General features: G+C 37.8%; 18 protein-coding genes. 10 read left to right on the forward strand and 8 right to left on the reverse strand.

Annotation, left to right across the window (positions count from 1 at the left end):
• Positions 1–311 precede the first annotated feature (311 nt).
• The 7 genes from ACOVQ4_RS22350 to ACOVQ4_RS22380 form a co-directional block, all read right to left on the reverse strand.
• Entirely contained in the window at positions 312–716 is a 405-nt protein-coding gene (locus ACOVQ4_RS22350; protein WP_421822807.1) for a hypothetical protein, read from the reverse strand.
• Positions 717–731: 15 nt separating this feature from the next.
• Entirely contained in the window at positions 732–1,964 is a 1,233-nt protein-coding gene (locus tag ACOVQ4_RS22355; RefSeq protein ID WP_421822808.1) for a sulfite oxidase, read from the reverse strand.
• A 139-nt stretch (positions 1,965–2,103) separates the two neighbouring features.
• Positions 2,104–2,775, reverse strand: coding sequence for a SanA/YdcF family protein (locus ACOVQ4_RS22360; protein ID WP_421822809.1), 672 nt, complete (start codon positions 2,773–2,775; stop codon positions 2,104–2,106).
• Between the two features lie 539 nt (positions 2,776–3,314).
• Positions 3,315–5,984, reverse strand: coding sequence for a DNA gyrase/topoisomerase IV subunit A (locus tag ACOVQ4_RS22365; protein WP_421822810.1), 2,670 nt, complete (start codon positions 5,982–5,984; stop codon positions 3,315–3,317).
• A 205-nt stretch (positions 5,985–6,189) separates the two neighbouring features.
• Positions 6,190–7,659 carry a hypothetical protein gene (locus tag ACOVQ4_RS22370; RefSeq protein ID WP_421822811.1) on the reverse strand — a complete coding sequence of 490 codons (1,470 nt, stop codon included), beginning with the start codon at positions 7,657–7,659 and terminating at the stop codon, positions 6,190–6,192.
• Positions 7,660–7,902: 243 nt separating this feature from the next.
• Entirely contained in the window at positions 7,903–8,529 is a 627-nt protein-coding gene (locus ACOVQ4_RS22375; protein WP_421822812.1) for an NUDIX hydrolase, read from the reverse strand.
• Positions 8,530–8,783: 254 nt separating this feature from the next.
• Complete coding sequence (locus tag ACOVQ4_RS22380; RefSeq protein ID WP_421822813.1) at positions 8,784–10,373, reverse strand: NAD(P)/FAD-dependent oxidoreductase; 1,590 nt, start codon at positions 10,371–10,373, stop codon at positions 8,784–8,786.
• A 236-nt stretch (positions 10,374–10,609) separates the two neighbouring features.
• Between ACOVQ4_RS22380 and ACOVQ4_RS22385 the strand changes: the two genes are divergently transcribed.
• From ACOVQ4_RS22385 to ACOVQ4_RS22395, 3 genes are all read left to right on the forward strand, one after another.
• On the forward strand, positions 10,610–12,256 hold the full coding sequence (locus ACOVQ4_RS22385; protein WP_421822814.1) for a T9SS type A sorting domain-containing protein: 1,647 nt from the start codon (positions 10,610–10,612) through the stop codon (positions 12,254–12,256).
• A 181-nt stretch (positions 12,257–12,437) separates the two neighbouring features.
• The gene (locus ACOVQ4_RS22390) at positions 12,438–14,414 is read left to right on the forward strand and encodes a thioredoxin domain-containing protein (protein WP_421822815.1); all 1,977 of its coding nucleotides are present in this window, start codon (positions 12,438–12,440) and stop codon (positions 14,412–14,414) included.
• Between the two features lie 87 nt (positions 14,415–14,501).
• Positions 14,502–15,728, forward strand: a complete 1,227-nt coding sequence (locus tag ACOVQ4_RS22395) for a hypothetical protein (RefSeq protein ID WP_421822816.1) — start codon at positions 14,502–14,504, stop codon at positions 15,726–15,728.
• A 204-nt stretch (positions 15,729–15,932) separates the two neighbouring features.
• On the opposite strand, the gene ruvC is transcribed toward ACOVQ4_RS22395, so the two are convergent.
• A complete protein-coding gene (gene ruvC / locus ACOVQ4_RS22400; protein ID WP_421822817.1) occupies positions 15,933–16,496 on the reverse strand; it encodes a crossover junction endodeoxyribonuclease RuvC in 564 nt (187 codons plus the stop codon).
• A 144-nt stretch (positions 16,497–16,640) separates the two neighbouring features.
• Here ruvC and ACOVQ4_RS22405 point away from each other — a divergent pair, with 144 nt between their 5' ends.
• The 7 genes from ACOVQ4_RS22405 (at position 16,641) to ACOVQ4_RS22435 (ending at position 24,111) form a co-directional block, all read left to right on the forward strand.
• Positions 16,641–17,519: a lysylphosphatidylglycerol synthase domain-containing protein gene (locus tag ACOVQ4_RS22405; protein WP_421822818.1), complete on the forward strand. Its 879-nt coding sequence runs from the start codon at positions 16,641–16,643 to the stop codon at positions 17,517–17,519.
• On the forward strand, positions 17,509–18,642 hold the full coding sequence (locus ACOVQ4_RS22410; RefSeq protein ID WP_421822819.1) for a glycosyltransferase: 1,134 nt from the start codon (positions 17,509–17,511) through the stop codon (positions 18,640–18,642). The genes ACOVQ4_RS22405 and ACOVQ4_RS22410 overlap by 11 nt, the downstream gene beginning before the upstream one ends.
• Positions 18,643–18,818: 176 nt before the next feature.
• Positions 18,819–19,469 (forward strand): polysaccharide deacetylase family protein, encoded by a 651-nt coding sequence (locus ACOVQ4_RS22415; protein WP_421822820.1) that lies wholly within the window; start codon positions 18,819–18,821, stop codon positions 19,467–19,469.
• Between the two features lie 45 nt (positions 19,470–19,514).
• The gene (locus ACOVQ4_RS22420) at positions 19,515–20,528 is read left to right on the forward strand and encodes a glycosyltransferase (RefSeq protein WP_421822821.1); all 1,014 of its coding nucleotides are present in this window, start codon (positions 19,515–19,517) and stop codon (positions 20,526–20,528) included.
• A 36-nt stretch (positions 20,529–20,564) separates the two neighbouring features.
• Positions 20,565–21,323 (forward strand): TatD family hydrolase, encoded by a 759-nt coding sequence (locus ACOVQ4_RS22425; protein ID WP_421822824.1) that lies wholly within the window; start codon positions 20,565–20,567, stop codon positions 21,321–21,323.
• Positions 21,324–21,679: 356 nt separating this feature from the next.
• Positions 21,680–22,738: an asparaginase gene (locus ACOVQ4_RS22430; protein WP_421822822.1), complete on the forward strand. Its 1,059-nt coding sequence runs from the start codon at positions 21,680–21,682 to the stop codon at positions 22,736–22,738.
• Positions 22,739–22,914: 176 nt separating this feature from the next.
• Complete coding sequence (locus ACOVQ4_RS22435; RefSeq protein ID WP_421822823.1) at positions 22,915–24,111, forward strand: redoxin domain-containing protein; 1,197 nt, start codon at positions 22,915–22,917, stop codon at positions 24,109–24,111.
• Positions 24,112–24,254: the final 143 nt, after the last annotated feature.

Consider the following 24,254-nt stretch of genomic DNA (forward strand, 5'->3'; position numbering starts at 1 on the left):
GCAATGAGTGTTAAATTTTTACTAAAATACCATTCTACCCTCTTTGCCTGTTCCCTCTTTACCTTTTGCATGTCCTCTTTTTACCTTTTGCCTGTTCCCTCTTTGCCTCATTGCCTATTCCCGCTTTACCTTTTGCCTGTTCCCTCTTTACCTTTTGCCTGTTCCCTCTTTACCTTTTGCCTATTCTCTCTTTATCTTTTGCCTGTCCCCTCTTTGCCTGTTGCCTGTCCCCTCTTTGCCTGTTGCCTGTTGCCTGTTCCCTAAAACACTTCAATCTAATTTTGCCCATTAACTTAAGTATCAATGTTAAATTACTTTTTGTCCATATTTAGCTTATACCAATCAATTTTTGAGAGTGGTTGTCTACGCTGACTATGTTTAACCGGCCCATAATATTTACTCAAATAATCCAGTACTATAGGCTCAGCCTCACCTAAGTCCCAAAGTTTTTGTGTTCGTTGCATCCAACGAATTCTCTCCAACCATCCTTCTCTGGAGGCTCTAAATTGTAATATCATTTTACTCGAGTGACAGCCCGTGCACTGAGCTTTGACCATATCCAATTCTTTTGCAATTACCAAGCCTGTTTCTGGGTCTAATCCCTTGGTCGAGTCGATAGTAGAAACCTTCTCAAAGTTTTTTCTTGAGCCGACTTTTCCTAAAGAAGCAAGATAAACCAGTGACAAGACTGATGCCAATGTAATAACTTTTTTCATAATTGTACGGATAGCTTAAACCACTTTAATAGCGATTCTGTGACACGAATTATTAAGATATCCTGCTGGATTCCAAGCGGGGATGACCATAGGCTGAGATACGCCATTGGTATCAGTGGCTTTGGCCCAAACCTCATAATATCCCTTCCTTGGAAAATTTATCTCTGCTGACCAATGCTGCCAAGCCAATCTATTTTTGGGTTTTTGCAAAGAAACTTTCTGCCAAGTAGCTCCAAAATCAATCGAAATTTCCATTTGACTAACTTCCAAATCACCCGCCCAGGCATGTCCTCTCAAACCTAGTATCTTACCTTCATCAATCATAGCACCACTTTTCGGAAAAGTAATAATAGATTTGACAGGCATCGACTCTATAATTCTGTAATCGCTATCAGGCGCTTTTCCGCCAGGTTCAATAGGATATAATGGAACACGATAATGGGTGCCATCCATTTTTTCGCCATCGTGCACCTTATTCCGTACCACGATTTTCTCGAGCCATTTTCCTGAAACAGAGGCTGGCCATCCTCCCAAAATAAGCCGCAATGGATATCCATGCATCAGCGGAATTTCTTGCCCATTGACAGCCCAAGCCAACAAGCTTTCGTTTTCTAATGCTTTTTGAATTGGAACTCCACGCGAAATTGTTACTTTTTTGGGGTCACCACTCAGGTGAGTATCTTTGCCATAATAACCAATATAAACGGCATCGTCTTTGATTCCAACCGAATTAAGCACATCTTTTAAACGAACACCTGTCCACTCTGCACAATTTATTGCACCTTCCGACCATTGATTGCCTGAAGCTTGTGGAACAAAACCGCTTCTGCCATTCCCCCCACATTCTAGTTGAATTTGGTAAGTGTAATGTTTAAACTGCTTCTTGAGTTGTTCAATCGTGAAGGTCTTTTTTGTTTTTGCTGACTCACCTTCTATGGTAAGTGTCCAATTTTTTACTTCAATATTTTCGGGAGGATTCCCATTATTTCGTACAAACATTTTGTCGAGTGGCGTAACATCATCGTCTAGTAGATGTGCTGGTGCTTCTACGTTCCAAGGGCGATCGCTCAAAATCGACATTTCTTTATTTTTTTGGAGCTTTTCGAGTGCGTTATCCTCCAACGAATCGAGAATAACTGGTGAATAGCCTTTAGGCATATTGTTAGCAAAAACAATCTCAGTACCAAGCACACTAACAGCGCCAGTTCCAATAAGTTTTTTCAGAAAATTTCTTCTTTTTTGCGTCATGGTTAAATGAGGACTTTGTTCAGTTTTTGTAAATATAACTAACTTTCTGAAAGAGATTATGCTGAATTGACATTTCCTATTCATCCCAAAAGGACGAAATGAATGATTGGAATTAAGAGGAGAAAATAGAGGAAATAGTTCAATAATTAGATTGGTTGTATTTTTGATACTCCAAAAAATACACATCCAAAATGGCTTTTGGGCGGGCAATATATTCTCGAAGATAGGTTTTATAACCAACAGGAACATCCTGTGCAGCAAAGGCAATAGCCTCTATACCAAGGTGTTGTGCCAAAAACAAAGCTCTTGCATTGTGGGTCGGCTGTGAAATAATGGTAAATTTGTTTTGATTAAAAACTTTTTTACATCGCACAATAGAATCATAAGTTCTAAATCCTGCAAAATCTAAAATCATTACATCATAAGGCACACCAAGTTTGAGTAGTGCTTGACGCATATCTGCGGGCTCATTATAAAAAATTGAATCGTGACTTCCACTTAGTATTAAAAATTTTACCTTACCCTCATGATACAATCTTGCGGCGGCCTCAATGCGATATCTAAAAAACAAATTTTCTTTTCCTCTTTGAACATTTTTACTGGTTCCTAGTACTAAAGCAAAATCATTAGATGGTAAGTTTTCAATCGAGTAGAAGTTATTATTTTCTGTAGACAAAACTATCCAAATATTACACAACAATACCATCACAATTGACATAAAACCTAGTGCAATAACTCCTTTGATTACTCTCTTGACAAAGCGAGTAAAATTAAGGGGCTCTCTCATTGCTATTTCTAGGGTACTTTTCATCTTGTTTTGGTAGCTGGAGTAATTGGCTTTGGGCTGTAGGCTGTAAGCGGTAGGCTGTAAGCCGTAAGCTGTTTGCTGTTTGTTGTTAGATTGTGCCGTTAGCCGATAGCCGATAGCCGATAGCCGATAGCCGATAGCCTAATGCCAACAAATTAAATTTTATTCTACTTATTACCTTATCGGTAAGTTTTTGTGCAAAATTAGAATTGAGTTGTCAATCAAAAAGTACTTGGCAAAAAGCGTTAGAATGATATAAATACATGTTAGAACATCAACGAAATACCATTCCTGAAAGCCAAAGACTGAAACTTCAATTTTGTTTTGCCCATTTACTTGAATTATACCATTATAACGAAAAAAAACCTGTATTGGATTATTAAAATAGTATAAAAAATTATTAAAATAGTTTTAGTCAAAAGACAAAAATTATCTTTTACAAAAAAAATTTACCTTAAATATATAAAAAAAATGTCTGATAACCTCGATGTACTGTAGGGTACTACGATGATTTATCAGACATTTATGAATAGAATACTTATCTAAAATAAACCGAGTTGCTCGCCTGTTCCAGTATCTGAACTTTCTGGAAATTCTATTTCTTCTGGCTCAACCAGTTTGGTTTGCGATGGCTCAGTACTCGTTTCAGTATTAGTTTCTTCCGAGATTTCCTCCGACACGATTTCTACAACTTTAGGTTCCAAGGCTTTTATGGCTTGAACCTTATGCAGGGTCAGTTTGGTACCCAGAGCTTTCCATCCTCTCACTTCAGCAATTTCATCCAGAGCAATTTCTTCATGCTCGACAGAGGCTCCTTTTTCATCTTTTTTGAAGCTCAAATCGATTCTTGGATACAAATCTACCGAGGCAAAATGTAATTTTGAGCCCTTTTCATCAGAGATAAACAAAAACTTCTTATCAACGGTGGTTGTCTCGATTTTGAATCTTTTTACGTAATACAATTTACTGCCACCATCAAAATAAACTGCCGTGATAATGCTTTCTGGCACAAACTTCGTCAATACCGCTATCTCTTTGGGTTCGTAGCGATTGGTTAGTTCAAAGTTGGTAAGTTCATATTGTCCATCATGATAAATTACCAAAATATGATCTTTTGCTTCAAAGTTACCAAGGTATTTTCCGTGCTCATCACGATTCAGGCGGCCGATAGTCGGATCATACCAAATATCTAGCCCTCCCAAGGTAGAAACCCCAGCAGACTTCAACGTGATTTTTCTAACAGGATATTTGGTAAGGACGTTACCCATTGAGTCTCGACCTTTTATTAGTAGACCTTTAAAATCATATTCGAATTGCTTAACTCTTGCAGTACAAGATGCTGTTAGATTCACTTGGATAACTTCAGCTTCACCATTATCGTTTGCGGTGAAATAGAGTATTTTTGATTTTGGATTACCTGCGGTCAAATCATAAACTCGATCACGTGTAACAGCTGTGATTTTGAATCGTTTGATGTAGCTTGTCCCCGATTTGGCATCAAAATACACAAGGTTGTAAACCTTACGGTCGTCATTCTTTTTGAAAACGGAACAATAAATAATATCCTTTCCAACAAAAACTTTATCCTGAATCTTGGTCACAACACAAGAGCCGTCTTTTCTAAAAACGATGATATCATCAATATCAGAACAGTCCATTACATACTCATCCTTCTTCAGACCATAACCAATAAATCCACCCTCGCGATCCACGTATAATTTTTGGTTGGCGGCTGCCACTACGGCAGCGGTAATAGTATTAAAGTTCCTTATTTCGGTTTTTCGCTCGCGACCTTTACCATATTTTTTTAACAAAGTTTTGTAATAATCTATGGCATATCTTACCAGATTGGCAAGGTTGTCATTAACTTCGTTAAGTTCTTCTTGCAATTTAATCATCAACTCATCTGCCTTGAATGAGTCATATTTAGAAATACGCTTAATTCGAATTTCTAAAAGGCGTAATAAATCCTCCTCAACAATTTCGCGATAAAACTGAGGTTTGTAAGGCTCCAATCCTTTATCTACCGTAGAAACTACCTCCTCAAATGTTTCACAATTTTCAATATCACGGTAAATCTTGTTCTCGATAAAGATTTTTTCCAAAGAACTAAACAACAACCGTTCGAGCAACTCACCTTTACGTATCTCAAGTTCTTGCTCCAACAATTGTAAAGTTTGCTGTGTACATACCTTCAATATCTCACTAACTCCCACAAAATGCGGTTTATCACCTATAATCACGCAGGCATTTGGTGAAATAGACACCTCACAATCTGTAAAAGCATACAGCGCATCGATTGTTACATCAGGTGATGTACCAGGTGCTAATTGCACTTGGATTTCGACATCTTTGGCAGTATTATCAATAACTTTCTTAATCTTAATCTTGCCTGCATCATTAGCTTTGATAATAGATTCGATTAAGCTTGTAGTTGTATTTGAGAACGGTATTTCTTTGATTACCAGCGTTTTTTTATCAAGTTCTTCAATTTTGGCACGCACACGAATTTTTCCTCCGCGCATACCATCATTGTAATTAGAAACGTCGATTAATCCTCCTGTTAAGAAATCTGGATATATCTCTACATTTTTATTTTTAAGTATATCAATCGAGGCCTCAATCAATTCAATAAAATTGTGAGGCATGATTTTGGTGGCTAAGCCTACCGCAATACCCTCGACGCCCTGAGCCAACAAAAGAGGAAACTTTACGGGTAAGGTAATTGGTTCCTTTTTTCGACCGTCATACGAAAGTTGCCATTCTGTGGTTTGTGGATTAAAAACAACATCTTGGGCGAATTTGGATAAACGAACCTCGATATAACGGGCAGCAGCGGCACTGTCGCCTGTACGAATATCCCCCCAGTTCCCCTGACAGTCGAACAAAAGGTCTTTTTGCCCCATATTGACCAAGGCTTCGTTGATTGAAGCGTCCCCGTGTGGGTGATATTGCATCGTCTGACCTATCACATTGGCCACCTTATTAAAGCGACCGTCATCCATCTCATTCAACGCATGCAGGATTCGGCGTTGCACAGGCTTCAAACCATCCTCTACTGCTGGCACTGCGCGCTCCAGAATTACATACGATGCGTATTCCAGAAACCAGTTTTCGTACAAACCAGCCACAGCCACTTGCTCATGTAATGCTTCTCCGTCTTTGGTGTTTTTGTTTTCGTCGAAATTTTCTGTCTGATCTGTGTGTTCCATTGCAGCGTATAATCAATATTTTAAAGTAAACTCAAGATTCTAAGAGATTCTCTCAAAATATGACGGGTATTGTCTTGAGCATACGTTTGTTGTTTTTTTACAAAATCCCAATTTACAAAAAAAATATGGGTAAAAAAAATCTATACTCCAGTTCAAAATTTCGACAACGAATAAAAAAACAAGTAATTTGCTGGTATTGTGAAAATTAAATCTCCAAAAATTGTTCAAAAAGCCTTACTTTGTAAATTTTGTCATTTTTTTGAACAATTCCATATTGATATTTTCCTTTGGGTAAATTGCTGGTAACAAAAGTTGAGTAAAAGCCGTCGCCGTAATATTTTCCTTTTGTTAGCAAATCTACCTTTGCCGAATGCTTGAATTCTACCGGAATTAAGTAGTTTTTTGAACCTGTATACAATATCAAAAATGTATTGGGTTTGTAAGAAATATTGGCAGCCTCTATCGCATAGGATTGTAAAGTAGCTGGATGGTGCGCATCCTGTACAATTGTTGTAGTGGCTCTTATGCCAAGTTGGTAAGTAGAATCTGTCATCATCTCCACCCTTGGATTTGGCAAACGAGTAAGCACATCGAGGTCGAGGTTGGTATAGGCGCTTATGCCCTCTTTAAATGATAGAGCAAGGGTCTCCGAAATATTGTGGTTAAACACAGGAGATTCCTTCAAGATAAATCCATGATTTCGGTAGTTGAAAGACTCTGCTTGCTGATTATCAAATTGTGATTGTAATTTGAGGGTAGCAGCGTACCAACCAAAAACATTGATAAAAGAAGCCAATGCTAAACTTAGCATCGAAATATACCTAGCATATTTTTGATTGATGAAAAATAGCAGCGTTATGTATAACAAGCAAAGTGCCCAAAGCGAATTATGAGCATAGCGATTGTCTAACCCCGCAGAAGCGCCAATCCATCCCCTACTAAGCCCCACCAACAGAGAAGTTATCAGTAAATAACCAAAGCAAGCTACCAAGAATAAATTTGAGTCATCCGCTTGAAGTGGCTTAAATACTTTTTTGAATAAATATTTACCCAAAATAATTGCTAGGGATACAACGATGATCAAACCAAGAAAAGCTGCCGCTATATTGGTAATAACATATCTGTTTGTGATTTGCCATGCAATACTTCCCCAAAAGGTTAATACGCAACGAAGCAACATATCCGGGTGTTTCAGGCTTTCGGATAGATTCGAATTTTGACCGTTTTTATATTGGTAGAAATATATACCAAACAGCAAAACAGCAAAAATTAGCCATAAGACCAATTGACGCCATCTTCTCATGATAGCCAACACAGTGGCCGCTATTAGCAAACCAAAAAGTCCATTTCCATGTGTAAAAGTGAGTACCAACCCAACCACAAAGGCCCAATAAAAAGACGATTTGGACGAACTCACGATTAACTTAAACAAGAGCATTGCCCAAAATAAATTTCCTACTTGTTGTAAAATAGAAATTGTCCAATAGATATTTTCATGAGCAATTGGCTGGAATAATAAGAGTGGAACTGGTAAGAAATACCAATATTTTAATTTTGCTTTTTCAAAGAAACTCTGAAAAATAAGACATATCCCGAGATAATATCCTAATGAAACTAGGTTATAAATTTTCCAATCAATAAATCCAAGAAATTTATAAATGAGTAAGGTAAACAATCTAGGAAAGATTATCCTATGTTCATTGTGTAAATCAAATAATAGATGAACCTGACTCTTAAAAGTTGTGGCATTTTGAGAATCCGTTACATATCTGAGCAAGTGATAATCATCAGCAAAAAAGAAATTATAACAAAATTGCTGAATAACAAGTAGAAATACGGAAAATAGCGCAATTGAACTTAGGTACCTCGTTTTTAAAGATTCCATTGGATGATAGTGAGATTAATCTAATAGTTAGATTTACACAGATTGAATCAACTCTATTACTTCGGCAATCATCATTGCTGTGGCACCCCAAACCGTATGACCTTGAATATCGAAATAGGAAGCTTCGACCTCGGTTCCTCGCACATTCAGAATTTTTTTTCCAATAATTTTTGGATCAAGCAATTCGTCGAGCGACACTTCCACAACATAATCTACCTCTCTAGGATCAGGGTAAAAATCAGGTTTTTTGTCCATATATCCGACTACAGGCTGCACATAAAAGTTTGAAGGAGGAATATACAGCTTCGAAATTTCACCGATAATTTTCACATCAGTCAACCTAATCCCTATTTCTTCTTGGGCTTCGCGCATGGCTGTTCTGATGAGGTTTTCGTCCTCTTTCTCTTTCCTACCTCCTGGGAATGCCATTTGGCCTCCATGCACACCATCATAGGCCGGTCTTAGAATCAATGGAAGATGTATCTTGCCTTCGTTGGGGTAGAACAAAATTAGAACCGCACTTTGTCGAGTTTTGTCGTTTGGTACAGACTTAAATTTTAATCTTGAACTTGAGGCCATTCGGGCATGAGCGATTTCACCCGGCATAGGATGCTGGAACCGCGCTCTCAAATTGTCGATGAAAAAATTAAAGTCTGTCATAGTTCAGCTTGGTGGCAAAATCAATTACTTAGTAATAATCAGTCTGTGTAAAATTGTGATAAATTAGTATGAAAAGGTCAGATTTACAAACTTCAAAAATATGCTATCTCATTTACATCGAATGGTTTCAGCATAGAATAACGTTTGGGAAGATTGATTTGTTTGGGCTTATCCTGAAAATCAATTGTTTAGTGGAGTCTTTGACCGTTCAATAAAATCAACTAAGTTTTTTGGAACTGCCAAAGACCCATAAGCTAAAGCGTGTAATGTGCATGGGGTGCGTACTTTGCCACAAGCTGTTCTGCACATCGTTCGCCGTCCATCGCTGCCGACATAATGCCGCCTGCATACCCTGCACCTTCGCCACAAGGGTAAAGTCTTTTTACCTGAACATGCTCCAAGCTTTCTTTGTCACGTGGGATTCTTACTGGAGATGAGGTACGGCTTTCAATCCCAATAATTTGTCCCAAATTAGACCCGTAGCCTTTCATTTTTTGTCCAAATTGCTTTATGCCATCCTGTAAAGGTTTACCAATATGAGGGAACAGTACCTCCAACATATCTGAGCTTTTTAGTCCGGGCTGATAGGAAGTTTCGAGCAAGTCTTTAGATATTTTTTGTTGTAAAAAATCTCCCACCAATTGGGCAGGCGCTACTTGCGTTCCATTCATCATTTTACAGGCGCGTTGTTCTTGTTCTTTTTGGAGTTGCAAACCTGCCAATGGCCCAAATTCTTTGTAGGGTTCCAAATCGATATCATTTACAGCCACTACCATTCCTGAGTTGGCAAACTTGGAGTCTCTTCGAGAAGGCGACATTCCATTGACTACTAATTCGCCTGGTGCTGTTGCTGCTGGTACGATAAACCCTCCTGGGCACATACAGAATGAAAAAACGCCTCTTTGTACTCCTTTATAAAAAGTTTGTGCGACCAAGCTATAAGAGGCAGCTGGTAAATAGGGGCCTCTCTCCTTGCGGTGATATTGTAATGAATCAATCAAACTTTGGGGATGCTCGATTCGAACGCCCATGGCAAAAGGTTTGGCTTCGATATAAACGTTTCTTTTTAAGCATAACTCAAAGATATCTCTTGCCGAATGTCCAGTGGCCAATATTACGCCAATGCCCGTTATTTCGCGCCCATCGCCCAACACTACACCTTTGAGGGTATTTTGCTCTAAAATAAAATCCGTAACTTTTGTTTCAAAATGCACTTCACCACCCGCCGACAAGATACTTTCACGAAGCTCGGCTACAATTTTAGGGAGCTTGTTGGTACCAATATGTGGATGTGCATCTACCAATATTTCTTCGGTTGCGCCATGTGCCACAAAAATTTCTAATATTCGACGAATATCTCCACGTTTTTTGCTTCTAGTATAAAGTTTACCATCCGAATAAGTACCTGCACCACCTTCTCCAAAGCAATAATTCGATTCGGGATTTACAAAGTGTTCTTTGTTGATGGCAGCCAAGTCGCGCCGACGAGTTCTGACGTCTTTGCCACGTTCAATTAAAATAGGTTTTATTCCTAATTCAATCAATCGCAATGCGGCAAACATTCCAGCCGGACCGGCCCCTACGATAATTGCTTGTGGGGCATTGGATACATCGGCGTAGTTATTTTGAAACTCAATCATCGCACTTGGTGCTTCATTGATAAAAGCCTCCACTTCTACATTGACTTTAATTTGTCTTCCGCGTGCATCAATCGAGCGTTTGATAGCTCTGATATGCGCTTCTTCTTGCGAAGGGATATGAAGAATATTTTTTACCTTGTTAACGAAGTTATCTTGGTCAAATGCAATTTCTGGTTCGAGTACCAGAGAAAGTTGTTTTTTCATTTGGGTAAGGTTTTTATCCTTAAATTTTTTACAAAATAACAAAAAAAGAACGACGATTCCTTCATATTGACTGTTTTTAGCGAATAAAGCTAGTTTCATTGTTATTTTTGAAAAAAGAAAATTCAAATACTAGCAATATGAATTATTTCAGTGTTTTCTTTGAAAAACAATACTCTATTTGAAATATTGTTTTATTCTAAATATTAGAAAAGTTCAATACAAACTCTTAGATTTTCATGTTAAGACTGTGGTTAAAATATCTTCATACTATTTTGCTTGTGGGTTTCGGCATGTTGCTACAGTTTAGCTCCTCGTTAGGGCAGTCAAGTTTTGTTTTTGTACCTTCTATCGAAAAAGGCACTATCAATTGGCAACAATTCCCTGAATTCACGCTACCATTTTTGAATGTTTATAACGGGCCAAGACTCAAGAATGATATCCAAGAACCTCTCAAACACGGTTTCAGCCATTTGTCTCGTTATAATGAGAACGACGCAGACTTGCCAGTCAAGCAGAGGGCTTTGTTGTGGTATGGAGTAGCAAGTGTAGCTGGCCAACCATGGTACGACATCGAAAGTCCATGGGGAAATAATTTGAGAGAATATCAAAACTACTGGAGTGGTTTTATGAGCTCGATAGCCAATGAGTTTAACAACACCCGAGGATTAGATTTTCCGCAATATGATTTTATGGTTCTGGATATCGAACGAGAACGACCTAGCGATTTGAGTATTTTAAGTTTGAAACAGTCACCCAGTATTGCTCAGACCTACAAAAATCTACCTGACTCAGTTTTTTTGGAAAGATACAAACGAGATATAATGAATCTTTATGCCCAGCCGATGAATTATCTCTGGGATAAAGGATTTCCAAGGACAACCAAAATTGCTTCATACAGTGATGCTCCTATCAAAAACCAAGAGTTTCCGATAGGTTATAGCTGGAAAACGATTTTGAACGACCCTACTCCTCTCAGCTATTATATGAAAGATAGCCTTACCAATACTGTCGGTGGGCCTTTTTATGCACAAAATACACATTTGACGCCTTCTGCCTATTTGTGTTATGAGTATCGAAATTTCCCGAATTATAGTAATGTGGCCTACCAGTTGTTTCAAGTAGAGGCAAATCGCGCGCGAAGTAATAAAGATATAATCCTTTTTGAATGGCTAGGATACAACCGATGCCAGAACTCCAATTATGCTTTTAATCAATCTATTCCGAAACATCTGATAGAGGCGCAGGCAATCATGCCCTATTTTTCGGGTGCCAAAGGGATTTTTTTGTGGGAGGGTCCTCTTGCCAACCAAGATACCATGAACTTGACCAAATACGAATATTTTATCAATGGTCTTTATCGACTTGCTCAATACAAAAACTTTTTTACGGGAGATTACTCACTTTATATTCCTAAAACTGCCCATCAGCATTTTGCAGACTATGATCCGATTTGGCGAGCAGTGATAAAAGGTGATAGTGTATTGATAGCAGCAATTAATGAGTTTGCAGGCGATAACGATATCACTAATCTCTCTATCCGTATTGGTTCGTGGACCAAAAATATTGCATTAAAAGGAAAAGAAACCTTTTTGCAGGCTTTTGCGTTGGAAAGGTTCAGTGATAAAATACTAGTTTTTCCTAATCCGAGCACTGGTCCGCTTACGCTTGAGTACCAAGGCTCGGGCTCGGTGAAAGGAAATGTTCAATTATATGATTTAGTAGGAAACTTAAGATACGAGGCTAATTGGGACGATTTGAGCAACGAGAGCTTTGTCCCAAATAGACGAATTCTCAATCCTGTACTACCTACAGGCATGTATATCATAAGAGTAAACAATCAAGGGCATTGGATGGAACAAAAGGTATTTTTGACAAGTAATTAAGGAGGAATACGTTAAAACTTAACAGAATATTGGTTACCCGAAGACATTTATAATCAAAGGTTTATGTCCCTCAGATATACTGTAAACTAATAACGTCTCTTTACTTACTTATCTGGTTTATCAACTCAAATTTTACCCACTAATATCCGCATAGAAGACAACCATTTTTATATAAAACAATATGAATAGATTAGCAAAAGAAACATCTCCTTACTTGTTGCAACACGCCCACAATCCAGTGGACTGGTTTCCGTGGGGCAAGGAAGCATTGGACAAGGCAAAAGAGGAGAATAAGCCCATTTTGGTAAGTATTGGCTATTCGGCCTGTCATTGGTGTCATGTGATGGAACGAGAAAGTTTTGAAAATGAAGAATTGGCCACCATCATGAACCAACATTTTGTAAACATCAAAGTAGACCGTGAAGAGCGTCCTGACGTAGATGCAATCTATATGGATGCCGTTCAGGCCATGGGTATTCAGGGCGGATGGCCCCTAAATGTATTTTTGATGCCCGATGGAAAGCCTTTCTATGGCGGTACCTATTTCCCTGCCCAAAATTGGAAAAAACTACTTTTTGCCGTTAGTGAAGGATTCCAAAATCATTTGCCTGATTTGCAAAAGTCCGCAGAAGGATTTACCGAGAATATGACTTTTTTGGAATCTGTAAAATACGGACTACAAGCCGATGAACTGAGCTACAACATGGACGACATGGAAGCTATGTACCACAAGCTTTCGGGTACTTTCGACCCTCAATGGGGTGGTTTTGAACGTGCTCCAAAGTTCCCAATGCCTTCGGTTTGGTTATTTCTTTTAAGATATATTCAGGCTGAGGGTGAGAAGAAAGAAGAAGCCTTGGCGCATCTACGTTTGACCTTGAGTAAAATCGCAAAAGGTGGTATTTACGACCAACTTGGTGGAGGTTTTGCTCGCTATTCGGTGGATGGTGAGTGGTTTTGTCCTCACTTCGAAAAAATGCTTTATGATAATGGTCAGCTGTTAAGTTTATACTCAGAGGCGTATTCATTAACAGAACTACCTCTTTTTCAGCAGGTTGTATTTGAAACAATAGATTGGTTAGAACGCGAAATGCTGAGTTCTGAGGGTGGTTTCTATTCGGCACAAGATGCAGATTCAGAGGGAGTTGAAGGAAAATATTATGTATGGACTCATGCAGAAATACACGAGATTTTAGGGGAAAAGGCAGATAAGTTTTGCCGTGCTTATCAGGTGAGTATGGAAGGCAACTGGGAGCATGGGGTTAATATTCTTTGGAAAAATCATACTTTTTTAAATTCTGATTTTGCAGAAGAAATAGCCCTCTTGATGTCACATCGAAATCAACGGATAAAGCCTGGACTCGATGACAAAATGTTGTGTTCGTGGAATGGTTTGACGCTCAAAGGTTTGGTGGATGCCTACAAAGTTTTTGGCGAGGAAAAATTCTTAGATTTGGCGCTCAAAAATGCTAGTTTTATCGAAAACTACTTGTTGAACGATAACCAGCTGTGGCATTCCTATAAAAATGGAGAAGCGAAAATTCAAGGATTTTTAGAAGATTATGCTGCTGTTATTGATGCATTTACAAGTCTTTATCAGGTTTGTTTTGAGGAAAAATGGTTGCACCTAGCCGAAAAACTTTCTCTTTATGCGTATCTCAATTTTTGGGATGAGGAAGACGAATTGTTTTTCTTTACTGACAAAAATGCCGAGGCTCTGATTGTGCGTAAAAAAGAAATTTTTGATAACGTTGTCCCGAGCTCAAACTCCATGATGGCAAGAAACCTTTACACGCTCGGTTTAATTCTCGACAGAGAGGACTTTGTTGATTTATCCAAATTGATGGTTGGTAAAATGAAGGAAATGCTAAGCAAAAATGCTGATTATTTGACCAATTGGGCTTGTTTAGCATCACAGCTAGTGACCCCAACCGTCGAAATCGCTATTGTTGGAAAAGATTATTTGGAGTTTAGCGCCAAAATAGAACAAAGATATTTTCCGAATAAAGTTATGTCTGCTACAAAAGATAAAAGTGAGCTTCCTCTGCTCGAACACCGAACTGCTTTTGATGGACAAACCAATATTTATGTTTGTTTTAACAAAGCATGCCGCCGACCTGTACAAACCGTCGAGGATGCTTGGGAACAGATTTTATAGTTTGAAGATGGTCAGCCCAAAGGTTGACCATTTTTATTTTACGGCTTTTATTCCTTAAATTGGGAAAATTCAAAAACCTATTGAGCCATGAGATACCTACTTTTTTGGACTACTTCTTTTCTACTTTACTTTTCAAATCAATCATTTGCCCAATTGAGTCGAAAGCAAGGAAGTGCCCAATTGGGCATCAGACCCATGGCGAGCTTGGTTGCCGTTGGTCTACCACAAAGTATTCCAGTGTCTGATGGTTTTACCTCAAGTGCTCTCGGATATATACCAAAACCGTTTTTCCCGCTCCCACTCAATTTTACAGTCAATAAAGAAGGAGGAACAGAAGCATTTGGTTTAGTTGGTACTTTTGGTATGGGTCTCAATTATCAAAAATTATTTAGGAACAATCGCCTTTTTAGATTTGAAGTAGGTGCACATTATACCAAGTCGCCACATAGCTATGCACTCGACGATGATATTAAGTTTTTTATCAGAGGCAAAGAAGCCAGTGCGTGGGTCAACACTATTAGCAATACAGGTTTTTGGGGAAGTGTTATGTACTCTTCCAAATCTAAAGGTAGAAGAGGGTTTGGCGAATTACGGAATTACCTCGAACTCGGCGTTCAGTCGATGAACTATCAGTCTAAGTCTATGCTCGATTCAGATTCATGGATTTATGCTGGCAAGGGTTTTACCTTGCAAAATACTATTACAAAACCTAATAGCTATTTGTTTTTTGTAGAAATAGGTAAAACCTATTGGCGACCTGCAGATGATGGTCGAGCCTTAAATTTTGGGATACGATTTGGGATTCCGTTTCAAACAATTTTGGAAACAAAATTTGTTGGATATTCCCAAAACCAACCCATTTCTGGTCAAACTTTACGAGAAAACACAGGGATGATTTCGCTTCAGATGAGCTATGAATTACCTGTACTTCAACTCCAAAAAGCACGAAAACCTATTCAAAAATCTCTTTGCGAAATACAGCGTAAAGTGGTGATAAAAAAGCGTTTTGAGACGACCTTAAGCTCAATTTTTCTATCGCTTTATGACCATGAAAATGAGGATGGAGACATTGTGTCAGTATGCTGGAATGGAAAATACCTAATTGAAAACTATACTTTGACGAAGAAGCCCAAAGTTCTTGAGCTGCCATTGAGCCCAGTAGGACAAAATATACTAACGGTTTATTCGGTCAATACCGGAACTGAGGGTGCCAACACCACCGCAATTTCGTTTGAGAATGGGAGCAAAAAAGAACAAATATTACTTTATGCCGATAAAAAATACTCCGAGGCGATAGAGTTTATCAGAAAGTAATATTACTTGAGTAATCGTGCAGAATTATTATCATAGGGGCAAGGCAACAGGCACAAGGCAAAGAGTGTTAAAATGTTTTTTAGTAACGGTAGATATATTTTGCCGAATGCCCAGAGCCGAAAGCTAAAAGATTAAATAAATTTTACCCGTAAAAGGCATTAATCTTAATGCTTACGGCTTATTGCCTAAAGCCTGCTGCATACCTTATTTAATCCTATTTGGATTTTCATTGATAAAGGCAGCCCAGCCTTTTTTCGTACCCTTATTAGTTGACATGATATTATTTCCATGAAAATGATGGCATACTGCAATACCCAAAGCATCGGTTGCATCGAACATTTCGGGCTCTAATTTCATTTTTAACAAATGGTCGAGCATACTTGCTACTTGCTCTTTGGAGGCGTTCCCATTCCCTGTGACAGACTGCTTAACGGTTTTGGGAGAATATTCAACAATTGGAATTTGTCTGGAAAGTGCTGCCGCCATCACAACGCCTTGTGCACGCCCAAGCTTGAGCATAGATTGTACGTTTTTACCGAAAAAGGGCGCCTCAATGGCCATTTCATCGGGCGAAAACTCTTCTATAATTCCGATAATTCTCTCGTAGATTTTTTTCAGCTTCAGCTCTTGAGTCGCATATTTGCTCACATTGATTACACCGTATTGCAAGACTGAGATATTTCCACGTTGCACCAATATCACACCATAACCCATAAATCTTGTACCTGGGTCAACTCCTAAAATGATTTTCTCAACAGACTCTGCCATGTAAAGTGTAACTTTGTTCCAAAATTGATTATTCACAAAGGTAATCAATAAAATTTATAGAATTTGAAGGAAACTTTGAGTAAATATTTTGGTCAAAAAATCATTTTTATAGTTCGGTTCTTTCTGTTTGGACTGGTTATGTATATGCTTTTTCGTACTATAAAACACCAAGAGCAAGGAATAGAAGGACTTACGACTACGTTTTTGAGTACTTGGAAGAAAACGCCCTCTTATTTTTGGTTGGTCTTAGTAGGTCTGATGTCACTCAATTGGATTTTGGAAGCGTGGAAATGGAAAACGCTCTTACAGGAAATCGAACCTATCTCAGGAGTTCAGGCTATCAAGGCTGTGCTCTCGGGTCTGGCACTAGGTATGTTACTCCCAGCTGGTACAGGCGACGTGGCGGGACGCATCATTTATCTTCAAAAGAAAACAGAGGGTATAGGTGCGGGCGTGTTGAGTGGAATTATTCAAACGGTGATTACCTTAAGTTTTGGATATGGCAGTCTACTTTTTATGGCACAAAAATTTAACCTTTCCAATACCCTAGAAATCTACCTTTTGTTTGGAATTCCTATCATTGCTTTAGTAAGCATCATACTTTGGTCAAATTTGTCGAAGACAATTTTGAAGCAAAACCAAAGATGGCAACAGGTATTGCTTGCCATACTTTCGCTATCAAAAAAACAATGGTTTCGATTAATAGGAATTGGCATGATACGTCATTTTGTTTTTATCTTGCAGTTTGCTTTGTTGTTCTATTGGGCAGATGTCCAATTACCATTTAGCGATACCTTGGCGGTGATAAATAGTATCTTCTTGGCAAAAACCATTATTCCAGCCCTAAATTTCGTGAGTGATTTGGGCATTAGAGAGCTTTCTGCAATTTATTTTATGCGACATTATGAGGTCGATATCAATCAAGTCATAACAGCAACCTTTAGTTTATGGCTCATAAATATTGCCATTCCTGTACTGATTGGCAGTATTTGGATACTTTTTACTCGAAAAAATGCTATTTAAAATACTACTTTTTCTAGTGGCAATTTATGCCCTTTTCACATTTTCATTAGCCACAATTTGGCTCAAAAAAGTAACTTTTGGCAAACGATTTATACGAAAAGTGCCCAAAGATACTACCATTTCGGTACTCATATCTGCTCGGAATGAGGGCATGAATCTTCCGTACCTTCTTCGAGATTTGTCAAAACAACGTTATCCAAAAACGCTATGGGAGGTAATAATTATCAACGACCATTCCACGGATGATACGGTTTTTCAGATAGAAAATTTACAAGCTACCTTTGATTTCCCTGTTCGTATCCTTCATTTGGAAAACTTTGACCTCAAAGGAAAAAAGAATGCCATAAAATTGGGAGTTCAGCAAGCAAATGGAGAACTCATCGTTTGTACAGATGCCGATTGTCGCGTAGGAGAATTTTGGCTTTTGGGCATGCAACAATTGTATAAAGGTAAAAATGCCAAGCTTATTAGCGGTGGTGTGACGTTTATCCCGAATGGTCGATTATGGACAATTTTGCAAAGTATTGAGTTTGCAAGTTTGGTTGGCTCTGGCGCTTGCGCCATGATGATTCGTAAACCAAATATGTGTAATGGTGCGAATATTGCCTATCCAAAAGCTGTTTTTGAAGAAGTAAACGGATTCGAAGGAAACGAACATATAGCTTCTGGTGATGATGAGTTTTTGATGCACAAAATTTCAGAAAAGTATCCAAACCAACTTATTTTTGCTCATTATCAACCCAATATCGTTTTCACCCAAGCTCAAGAAAATCTACATTCTTTTGTACAACAGCGCAAACGCTGGGCAAGCAAATGGAATCATTACAAAGATTGGAAAGTTACTACTCTGGCAATAGCTATCTTTACCCTGAATTTGGGTATGCTTCTGAGTCCCATTTTTTTGTTAAGAGAGGATATGACTCCCACTCAATTTATGGTACTTTGGCTGGTTCGTTGTTTACCAGAATACTTTTTTTTGGCACCAGTTTTATCTTTTTTCAAGAAAGTTTCCTACATTAAATATATTCCATTAGTCCAGTTTTTGTATCCATTGTATGTAGTTTATTTTGGGATTTCTGCCTTGAAAAAAGGATATGTTTGGAAAGGAAGAAAACACTTTTAATTTGAAGATTTGAGAATTTGTTGATTTGAAGATAGTTAAAAGATTTTATCTTTTTTGTTTAAGAATTAAGTAATCGTGCAAAACAAGATTTAACCAATTGTGAATAAAAAATAGTGATAATAAAAAAATACATTCACAATTCACAAAACATAATTCATCACTAACCTAATTGTCACATGTTTTTACATAAAAGCAACTTTCTGTTTCGTGCAATTTATCCAGAAATGACTTGGCGAATTCCTAAGTCTAATCTTGGAGAAAGCAAGGTGATTTATTTGACTTTTGATGATGGTCCTATACCAGAAGTAACCGAATTTGTGTTGGATAATTTAAAGCAGTTTGAGGCAAAAGCCAGCTTTTTTTGCATTGGTGACAATATTTATAAACATCCAACAATTATGGATAAGGTGATTGCAGAAGGGCATCTGATTGGGAATCATACCTTTAATCATTTGAGAGGATGGAAAACAGAAAATGAACTGTATCATGAGAATTTTATAAAATGTGAAACTTGGATTAATCAACACCAAGGAGCAATCAGAGGACAAAAACCAAAGTTCAGACCGCCGCATGGTAGAATCAAAAAGTCACAAGCAGCCCAAATTTCTGCTACTCATGAAATCATCATGTGGGATGTGCTGACAGGAGATTTTTCCCAAAATCTTAGTCCTGAAACCGTTTTGCAGAAAAGTATTAAGTACACAGATTCTGGTTCAATAGTAGTTTTTCATGACAGTATAAAAGCCAATAAAAATATGACTTATGCCTTACCAAGATATTTAGCGCATTTTAAGGAAAAAGGATATGAATTTAGAAGTTTGGCATAAAGTTTTGATTTAAAGATAATTGCGTATTTTAAAATATATAAAAATGTGTTAAATACTGATAAAAATCCTTTGGTGACCATTTGGATTGCGGCTCGAAACGAAGAAGGAAATATTATTGAATGTCTTGAGTCAATTCATGAGACAAATTTTCCTAAAAATCAATTGCAAGTGCTCATTGGAGACGACCAATCTATTGATAAAACCGCCGAATTAGTTGCAGACTATATCCAAGATAAACCTTATTTTGAACTCATTTCAATTCAGAATACCATCAATAATCAGCGTGGTAAAGCCAATGTGTTGGCAAATCTATATGAGCATTCGAAAGGAAAATATTTTTTGATTACTGATGCCGATGTCAAGGTAAACCCCAATTGGATACATGGCATGATAGCAGGGTTTGAAAACAATCCAAAGTTGGGTCATCAGGTTGGAGTAACTGCGGTTAGAGGCAAATCCCTTTGGCACCAATATCAATCCATCGACTGGCTACATGCGCTTACTTTATTGCGAACAGCTGCACTAATTAACCTACCATTGACTGGCTTAGGGAATAACTCAGGCATGACTCGCGCGGCTTATGAAGCTACAGGAGGCTATGCCAAAATCCCTTTCTCGATTACCGAAGATTTTGCATTATTTCATGAAGTGGTAAAGCAAGGATATAGTTTTAAAAACTCTATTAACCAACAAGTTTTTGCCGAAACTTTACCAATGACAAACCTAAAGGAATTTTTACACCAGCGAAAACGTTGGATGGTAGGGGCTTTGCAATGTCCTTGGTGGATTGTATTTTTGCTGTATTGCCAAGCGCTATTTTTGCCAATTCTTGTGGCGATTTCCTGTGTTTTTTCTTGGAAAATTGCGCTAGGAATCTGGCTAATCAAATGGCTCGGACAAACTATAACGGTTTTGCCAACCATTCTAAAACTCAAACAAATCCATCTAATAAAACATTTGTTGAGCTACGAATTATATGCCAATTGGTGGCAAATTACCATGGTGATTTTTTACGCAATCCCAATTAAAATAGACTGGAAAGGAAGAATTTACTCCTGAAAATGGAGATAACCATTAACATTTACAACAATGAGTATGATAGAAACCCACGCACACATTTACGATGAAGGATTCAACGAGGATATGGAACAAATGTTGTCGCGTGCCTTTGAAGCTGGCGTAGAACAAATCTGGATGCCTAACTGTAACCATGAAACCATTGACAGTATGATGGCTTTGGCAAAGGCCTATCCTGATAAATGTTTGCCTATGATTGGCTTACATCCATGTTACGTAAAAGAAGATTTTGAGAAAGAAATACAAATCATCGAAGATTATTTAGCAAAAGAAAAATTCATTGCCATTGGTGAAATAGGTTTGGATTTGTATTGGGATAAAACCTTTTTTAAACAACAACAGGAGGCTTTTTTACAGCAATGCGCCTTGGCGAAAAAACATAATCTTTGGATAGATATACATTCAAGAAATGCATTTTGGGAAACAGTAGAATTGATAGAAAAGAATGCAGACCCTAATTTGAAAGGTATTTTTCATTGCTTTACTGGTACTTTAGAAGAAGCTCAAAAAGCGGTTGAATTAGGATTTTTGTTAGGAATCGGCGGCGTGGCAACTTTCAAAAATGGAGGTTTAGACCAAGTGATTCCGCATATTTCGATTGATAAATTAGTCTTAGAAACGGATGCGCCGTATTTGGCACCAGTTCCATACAGAGGAAAACGTAATGAGCCTTCTTACTTGCCATTAGTCGCCCAAAAGATTGCAGATTGGCATCAATGCGATGTTCAATTGGTTTTGGAAAAAACTACACGAAATGCCAAAGCATTGTTAGGTTAAGCATTCATAAAGCATCATATTTTTCGTAGCAGGTGATTAAATTCACCTGCTAAACGGAATTCATAGGATATTTTGGTTCAAGCTCTCACTTGAACCTTTTTTTTGAAACTTCAACAATTGTCAAAAAAATATTGAAGCAAAATGTAAATCTTTTTTTTCTTCTATAATTCCCAATATCACCGTAAAATAGTCTATTCAATTTTACGGACCTCGGGAAAATATACTTCAAAACCTGCTCTATCCTCATTTTTTCGCTTTTTGACAAATCCCTCAATCATCGCTTGATTCTTTGTTTGCGTTTTGATTGCTGGTGTAATTCTGTACTTTTGCGCCACAATTCATCCCCCAAACTAAATATGTACAAAACAATTAAGATTAAAACTAAATCCTCGGGTAATTCGAGGGTGCTGGTGATTTATACAGGTGGAACGCTGGGTATGGCCTACGACCACCACTCCGATAGCCTAGTACCCTTTGATTTTGCCCAAATTCCTGACAATCTTCCCGAAATGGCACGTTTGGATTTTGAAATCACGGTGCTTACTTTCGAAAAACTCCTCGATTCTTCTAACATCAAGCCAGCTTTGTGGGTGCGTTTGGCTGAAATCATTGGTGAGAAATACCATGAGTATGATTCGTTTGTCATCATTCATGGTACGGATACTATGGCCTACACGGCTTCAGCTTTGAGTTATTTATTAGAAAACCTCAATAAACCTGTAATTCTGACAGGGGCACAATTGCCCATTGGTGTAGCTCGTACAGATGCCAAAGAAAATTTTATTACAGCACTTGAAATTGCGGCAGCCAAACAGAATGGCCGACCTATTATTTCAGAAGTTTGTATTTATTTTAACTCACTATTATTGAGAGGAAATCGCGCACGTAAGCATGAGAGTGTTCAGTTCAATGCCTTTGAATCTGAGAATTATCCTCCACTCGCCGAAGCAGGTGTGAGAATAGAATATAATTATCCCTTTATTGGTCATTACAAGCAAAATGTCCAATTGAAAGTAAATACCCAATTAGACGAGAATGTAGTGATTTTGAAGCTTTTTCCAGGGATTTCCGAAAAAGTCGTTAAAAGTATTCTTGGAATTGAAGGTTTGCGTGGTGTCATTATGGAAACGTATGGTTCTGGAAATGCTCCAACCGAACAATGGTTTTTGGATTTGATTCAGCAAAGTATCGACAAAGGAATCGTCATTTATAATGTGTCACAATGCAATGGCGGACGAGTGATTCAAGGACGATACGAAACAAGTCATTTCCTACAGGAAGTTGGTGTAGTTAGCGGTGCTGACTTAACTACAGAAGCTGCGGTAACTAAGATGATGTATGCATTAGGAAAGACCGATAAATTAGACGAAATAAAGACCATTTTGAAGAAACCGCTGGCAGGCGAAATGTCATAGGTAAGTAATTTAACGCATAATCGGAGTTTTTTTAGCAGAATATTTTATTAAAGAAGCTCCGATTTTTATTTTTATAAAAGTAAGTGAGTGTAATTTTTGACAATCTTCTTCGTTAACGAATATGACTTTTACCATTTACTTGATAAGTATTTTCAAAAAACAAACTACACAATTCAATGACCTACACAAAAATTACACTAATTGCCTTTATGGCGCTATTTCCACTTTTTTCAAATGCTCAGTCCTCTAAACTCATTGGCAAACCTGCTCCTGAAATTGTATTTAAAGAGGTGCTCAACGACTCAAAGATGAGCTATAAGCTTTCTGATTTTAAGGGGAAAGCTGTCATTATTGACTTTTGGTCAACTAGTTGTAGACCTTGCATCGAATCTTTTCCGAAATTAGAAAAGTGGCAAAAGGATTATCAGAAGGACTTGAAAATTATTACCATTGCTCAAGACAAAAAAGCAAGAATTATCAAATTCCTCCAAAATAGAAAACTGGCACTGCCTGTAGTTTTGGACACTAACGACCAACAATATGTGAAGTATTTCCCTCATGAGGCTGTGCCACATACCATCTTTATTGATAAGAGTGGAATGGTACAAAGTATTACCACCGCAGGATTGGTGACAGAAAAACATATCAAAGAACTTATTGCAGGAAAAAAAGTAACTGCCCAATACTCAGATGGAATGGAGACTGAGATAGAAAATCTAATAGGCTCAGCCCAAGGAGAAGACGATGTTCAAATTGTACAAAAACCATTTGATAAGAATGCCTATAGCGTGTATAAATCTTTTAAAAATGGAAGGCTCACTTTTATCAATATGGGATACTCAACCATCTATGAGATATTGTATAATTATCCCAACAGAACGAGGACGAGATGGGAAAATCCAAAATCATATTACCGTGGATGGGGTGCGCCTGACCAAGCAATTGGTTTGGAAATATATGCACCTAAATTCACTAAAGAACAAGCTTCAAGCGCCATTCTAGGGTATTTGAGCGGTATCGCTCCCGTGAAGGTGAAGTTTGAAGAAAGAGAAATTGATGTAAAAGTTTTGACAAAAATAAGTGATGCAGTCAAAATGGAAGAAGCCAAGATTGATGATAAACCTTCCGTTTCTACATCCGCAAATGGACTTGAGATGAAAAGTGGAAGACTGGAAAATCTAGCATCTTTTTTAGAGGAGAACCTCAGTAAACCAATTATTGATGAAACAGGAATAACTAAAAAATACAATTTGTCTTTTCCTTGGTATCCCGAAAAACCAATGGCTTGTATGGAGGAGTTAGAAAAGATTGGTTTAACTCTAACCGATGGAAAAAGGAAGGTAAAACTGATGATTTTAGTAGCTGATAAATAGTATTAGGAAGCATCCTGACGTTTAATCATTGATGGTTGAGTGATTATTTTAAAAATTTATATTTTACCAGTAGAGACGCAATGTTTTGCGTCTTAAGCTGATTAATCAAGTATTACAAAATCAAAAGAGCGGTCGAAAAAGGA

Origin of the sequence: Flectobacillus sp., assembly GCF_049240685.1 — a bacterium.
Taxonomy (GTDB): domain Bacteria; phylum Bacteroidota; class Bacteroidia; order Cytophagales; family Spirosomataceae; genus Flectobacillus.